The 5,084-nt window shown below is 70.9% G+C and carries 7 protein-coding genes; 5 read left to right on the top strand and 2 right to left on the bottom strand.

Going from position 1 to position 5,084, the window contains the following annotated elements:
• Positions 1–727: type II secretion system F family protein (locus ACI379_RS16475; protein WP_439793209.1), on the bottom strand; the 727-nt coding region annotated here is incomplete at its 3' end.
• On the bottom strand, positions 727–2,019 hold the full coding sequence (locus tag ACI379_RS16480) for a CpaF family protein (RefSeq protein ID WP_439793210.1): 1,293 nt from the start codon (positions 2,017–2,019) through the stop codon (positions 727–729). The genes ACI379_RS16475 and ACI379_RS16480, both read right to left, overlap by 1 nt.
• Before the next feature lie 196 nt (positions 2,020–2,215).
• Here ACI379_RS16480 and ACI379_RS16485 point away from each other — a divergent pair, with 196 nt between their 5' ends.
• The 5 genes from ACI379_RS16485 to ACI379_RS16505 form a co-directional block, all read left to right on the top strand.
• Positions 2,216–2,539, top strand: coding sequence for a WXG100 family type VII secretion target (locus tag ACI379_RS16485; RefSeq protein ID WP_439793211.1), 324 nt, complete (start codon positions 2,216–2,218; stop codon positions 2,537–2,539).
• Positions 2,540–2,544: 5 nt separating this feature from the next.
• On the top strand, positions 2,545–2,850 hold the full coding sequence (locus ACI379_RS16490; protein WP_439793212.1) for a WXG100 family type VII secretion target: 306 nt from the start codon (positions 2,545–2,547) through the stop codon (positions 2,848–2,850).
• Positions 2,847–4,220 (top strand): HNH/ENDO VII family nuclease, encoded by a 1,374-nt coding sequence (locus tag ACI379_RS16495; protein ID WP_439793213.1) that lies wholly within the window; start codon positions 2,847–2,849, stop codon positions 4,218–4,220. Before ACI379_RS16490 ends, ACI379_RS16495 begins: the two co-directional genes overlap by 4 nt.
• A 9-nt stretch (positions 4,221–4,229) precedes the next feature.
• The gene (locus ACI379_RS16500) at positions 4,230–4,805 is read left to right on the top strand and encodes a hypothetical protein (protein WP_439793214.1); all 576 of its coding nucleotides are present in this window, start codon (positions 4,230–4,232) and stop codon (positions 4,803–4,805) included.
• Positions 4,805–5,084: DUF2185 domain-containing protein (locus ACI379_RS16505; protein ID WP_439793215.1), on the top strand; the 280-nt coding region annotated here is incomplete at its 3' end. The genes ACI379_RS16500 and ACI379_RS16505, both read left to right, overlap by 1 nt.

Below are 5,084 nucleotides of genomic sequence, written 5' to 3' on the forward strand. Positions count from 1 at the left end.
TCACGTCGGGCTGGAACGACATCATCAGCAGCACGGCCCACGGAGCAGCAACCGCGAGCCGAGCCCCGTTGACGGTCCACGCCTGCCGCGACTCCAGCTCCGAACGGGTACGTGCGTCGTCCCGCAGGTGGCCCGACAGGCTCCGGAGGAGGCGACCGAGCTCTCCACCTCCGACCTCTCGGGCGATCCGCAGCCCCTCGACGACACGGTCCCCGACCGGGTCGGCCAGCGTCTCCTTGAGCCGGTCGAGCGACTCGCCGAAGCGACCTGTGACCTGGTAGTCGAGGGCGAACTGCTCGAAGGGAGGGCGCAGCACCTCGGGGCCGCTCTCGGCCAGGGACGCCAGGGCGTCGGGGAGCGACATCCCTGCACGCACCGCGCTGGCGAGGTTGTCGACCGTGTCGGGCCACACCTCGGCGAACTCGCGTCGGCGGCGTGCGGCCCGCTGACGCAGCACGGCGACCGGGAGGTACGCGGCCATCAGCGCGAAGGCCACCGAGACGGGCCAGGTGCGCGAGGTCGTCTGGAGGACCAGGAGCGTGACGCCGCCCAGCGCGGCGCACAGGAGGAGCACGGAGGTGACCGAGGTGGCTCCCAGGCCGGCAGTGGTCAGCAGCGTCGCCAACCGTCCGGGCCGGCGCGGAGCGCGCGGGGACGCAGGCATCGTGAAGGCCGACCAGACCAGCAGCAGTCCCAGCCCCACACCCAGCCCGACCAGTGCGCCCATCAGCGGGCCCCCTCGAGCACATGGTGGACGTCGATCCCGACGCGGGTGAAGCGTTCGACGCCGGCCGGCATCCCGCCGCTGCGGCGCAGCTCGTCGCCGCGCCGCTCGAAGATCGGCTCGACCTCGATGATGTCGTTCTCCACCCGACCGGGGACGGCGACGATCTCGTTGACCCGGCGGGTGCCGTGCGCGTCCACCCCCAGGTGGACCACGAGGTCGACGGCGCTGGCGACGGTCGGCACGACGAACCCGGCCGAGATGTTCTCGCCGGCCAGCAGCGGCAGCGTGCACATCTTGACCAGCGCCTCGCGGGCGCTGTTGGCGTGCAGGGTGCACATCCCGGGGAGACCGGAGTTGAGCGCCAGCAACAGGTCGAGGCACTCCTCGGCCCGGACCTCGCCGACGATGACCCGGCTGGGCCGCATCCGCAGCGACTCCTTGACCAGGTCGCGCAGGCGGATCTCGCCGGTGCCCTCCAGACCGGCCTGGCGGGTCTGCATCGGAACCCAGTCGGGATGGTGGAACTTGAGCTCGAAGACCTCCTCGACGCTGATCACCCGCTCACCACCGGGGATGGCGGAGGCAAGGCAGTTGAGCAGGGTCGTCTTGCCCGCCTGTGTTCCCCCGGCGACCAGGACGTTGAGCCCGGCCCGCACCGACGCCTCCAGGAAGGCTGCCGCCGGGGCGGTCATCGACCCCAGGGCGACCAGGTCACTGAGCCGAGCCGCGCGGAGCACGAACTTGCGGATGTTGACCGCCGTGAAGCCGCGGCTGATGCCCTCGAGCACCACGTGCAACCGGTGCCCCTGCGGAAGCATCGCGTCGACGAACGGGCTGGACAGGTCGAGACGCCTGCCACTGGCCTTGAGCATGCGCTCGACGATCTCGTGCACCTGAGCGGTCGTGAGCCGTACGTTGGTCAGCTCGTGCCGGCCACGACGGGCGACAAAAACCCTGGACGGGTCGTTCACCCACACCTCCTCGACCTCTGGGTCGTCCAGGAACACCTGCAGCGCACCGAACCCGGCCAACCGCGCCACCAGCTCGGCCGCTGCCCCGTCCGGGTCCACGAGCGGCACCACGGCGCCGGTCATGCTGCGTACGTCGTGCTCGCGCACCACCTGCTCGGCCAGCTCGCGGACCCGCGCAGCGTCACGTTGCGGGTCGATCCCGCTGGCGCGCACGGCCACGCGCAGCTGCTCGTCGAGCAGCAGCAACGAGCCGTCGTCGTTGGCCGCCGGCCGGTCGTGCGGCGGCGAGTACCCGTGCTCCGTGGCACGCGTCAGCGTCATTGAGTCCCCCGTACCCGAGTGAGGTTGTCGGCGGAGACGCTAGCGAGCAGACGGCCGCCGCGGGGGCCGCGAGGTCCAGCCTGTGGATAACTGTCTGGACCGCCAGATCTGTGGAGAGTTTCTGGCTCACCGACGGTTCAGCCGGTCTGGACGGGGGTAGGGAGCCCGCACGAAGACCCACCGTCGAGGAGGTGCCGTGGAACAGGTCCACGTGATGCACGAGGCCTTCGCCAAGGCGAGGACCAACGTCTCCGACGCGCAGGAACGACTGCGCAACGACCGCGACCGGATCGACCGTCGCGTCACCGGTTTCCTCGGCACCGGCTGGACCGGCGAGGCCGCCGACTCCGTCGTCGACGCCTGGGACGACTGGAAGGTCGCCGCCGGCGAGGTCCTCGAGGGGCTCGTCGCCATGGGCGTGCTGCTCGAGGCCACCCACCGCGACTTCGTCGAGGCCGACGACGCCTCCCAGGAACGCCTCGACCAGCTCGCGGCCCGCATCGTCGACAGGCTCGGGTGATCACCGTGGGACAGGCACGACACTTCACCGTCGACCTCAGCGAGCTCGACGCCGTCATCGGCGACCTCGAGTCGACCGAACGGGCCCTGGAGTCGCTCACCGACGACCTCGAGAAGCAGGTCAAGGCCCTGCAGTCGGTCTGGGAGGGGCTCGCCGCCGAGGCGCAGGCCGAGGCCCACCAGACCTGGGAGGACGGCATGCGCGGCATGCGCCGGGCGCTCGCCTCGCTGCGCGCGGCCAGCCGCGACGCCCACGGCAACTACACCTCCGCCGCCACCTCCAACGTCTCGATGTGGGAGCAGTTCTCATGAGGGTCGAGGTCGACACCGGGAGCTACTGGAACGCCGCCACCGTCCTGGACGGCGCCAACGGCTCCGCCGCCAGCACGTACGACACCCTCATCGGCAAGCTCAGCGGGTTCGCCGGGATGGGCGGCGACGACAAGTCCTCGGAGGACTTCGTCGCCAACTACGACGGCGGTGCGGCCGCCACCGTCGGGGCCATCTCCGACCTCGTGACCGCGCTCGGCTCCCTGGCCGTGGCCGCCGACGCCTCGGCCACCAACCACGCCGACGCCGACTCCGGCTCCGTGTACGCCCGCAACGCCGCCTCCGACGGCGGGCACACCGCCGTCGACCCCGTGGTCGTGGCCCCGTACACCCCGCCGAGCGCGCTGGGGGCCGACAGCCAGGACACGCCCCAGTTCTGGGACATCATGATGGACTACCTCGAGGGGTGGGCCTGGCCCTCGGCCGACACCGGCCGGCTCAAGGAGGCCGCCTCCGCGTGGGACGCCGCCGCGTCCGGCATCGAGGCGCTGGCCTCCAGCTTCGACCTCGCTGACGCAGACCTGGGCCTGCAGCGCTCCCCGGAGATCGGCAAGGCCCGCAGCTCGGTCAAGGAGGTAAAGACCGGGGCCGCCGACATCGCCGCCGCCTGCCGCGAGCTCGCCACCGCCTGCCGCGACTACGCCAACCAGGTGGAGTCCACGCGGGAGACCGTCAAGGGGCTCATGAAGGACCTCGCGATCGAGGTCGGCATCACCGCGGTGGCCGCCGGCATCGGCAGCTTCTTCTCCTTCGGTGCCGCCGCGGGTGGAGGTGCCGCACTCATCGCGGCCCGGGCCGCCAACTACGCGCGGCGCATCATCACCGCGATCACCGCGATCCGCGCGGTGCGTGCCGTCCTCACGGTGGCGCGCACCATCGACAAGCTCACCGACGTCACCCGGATCCTGCGCAAGTTCAAGGCCGCGCGCCGGATGAAGGGCCGCGTCTCCGGCAAGCTCCCCGACACGGGCAAGCCCGGCTCGTACGGCTACGACAAGGACGGCAAGCGGCTCCCGTACGCCAACAACCGTCCCTCGTACGACAAGGACCAGGTCAACAAGGTCTGGGACAAGGCCAAGGACGAGAACGGCGAGGTGTGGGTCCTCGACAAGGACGGCAAGCTCGTCAAGATCGACTGGAAGCCCGGCGACCCGCAGACCGGGAAGTGGGACATGGGCCACCTTCCCGGCGAGGAGTACCGCCACCTGCGCGACGAGTACCTGTCGGGGAAGATCTCCAAGGAGGAGTTCCTGCGGCGGTACCGTGACCCCGACAACTACGAGGTCTCGCACCCCGGCAGGAACCGCAGCCACCAGGACGAGGAAGGCCCGTTGACCGGGCCGAGGAAGTAGCAGCAGCGCATGGGACTGTTCAACCGCGGTGCACCGCGCGACACCAACGCCCTCTACGCGGCGCTGACCCACGGCACCCTCGGCGACCTCGAGCGGGTGTACGAGGCCAAGCACGCCAACTACGACGGGTTCGCCTCGGGCTCCCTGCTCGAGCTGGCGCTGACCAACCCCGACCACGGTCAACGCGTCGCGCTGGCCACGCGCCTGCTCGACGACGGCGCCGACGTGAGCCACGGCCAGCCGCTGCACCGCCTGCTGGGCCGCAACGACCACGACGTCGCCGCGGAGGCGCCCCTGCTGGCCCGCATGCTCGACGCCGGCGCGGACGTCAACGAGGTGATCGAGAAGTTCGGCACCCCGCTGGAGACGATCGCCGCCAAGTTCAAGTTCAGCGACGCGACGCTGGCCCCGTTCTACGAGGTGCTGCTCGCGCGGCCCGACCTCGACCTGCTCCGACCCAGCGAGTACGGCCGTACGGTCCTGGGCAACCTGCGCATGTGGGCCGCCAAGCGTGGCGACCTCGTCGCCCGCGCCGAGCAGGTCCTGGCCGAACGCGGCATCCCCGTCCCGCCCGAGGAGTCCTGATGACCACCGAGTTCATCCCCGGCGCCGGCGCCTGCCTGGCGTCGAAGAACGTCGTCTCCCGCGTCGGGCGGGTCAAGTGGATGGTCCGCGAGGAGTCGCAGGCCGCCGCCGACAACGGGTGGCGGATCTTCAGCGACATCGACTCCTCGGAGTACCTCTCCGACGCCGACAACCTGACCATCGTCAACTTCAACACGCTCTGCGAGATCGAGCCGGCGCTCATCGGCATCTGGAACCTGCCCGTCGGCTCCGACCTGCAGATCGTCGACGAGGGCGACG

Source organism: Nocardioides sp. (assembly GCF_051876515.1).
GTDB lineage: Bacteria > Actinomycetota > Actinomycetes > Propionibacteriales > Nocardioidaceae > Nocardioides.

What these genes read in the sequence shown, in the direction of transcription:
- ACI379_RS16480 (WP_439793210.1), bottom strand. Translation starts at nt 2,019, where the DNA reads ATGACGCTGACGCGTGCCACGGAGCACGGGTACTCGCCGCCGCACGAC.
- ACI379_RS16495 (WP_439793213.1), top strand. Translation starts at nt 2,847, where the DNA reads ATGAGGGTCGAGGTCGACACCGGGAGCTACTGGAACGCCGCCACCGTC.
- ACI379_RS16500 (WP_439793214.1), top strand. Translation starts at nt 4,230, where the DNA reads ATGGGACTGTTCAACCGCGGTGCACCGCGCGACACCAACGCCCTCTAC.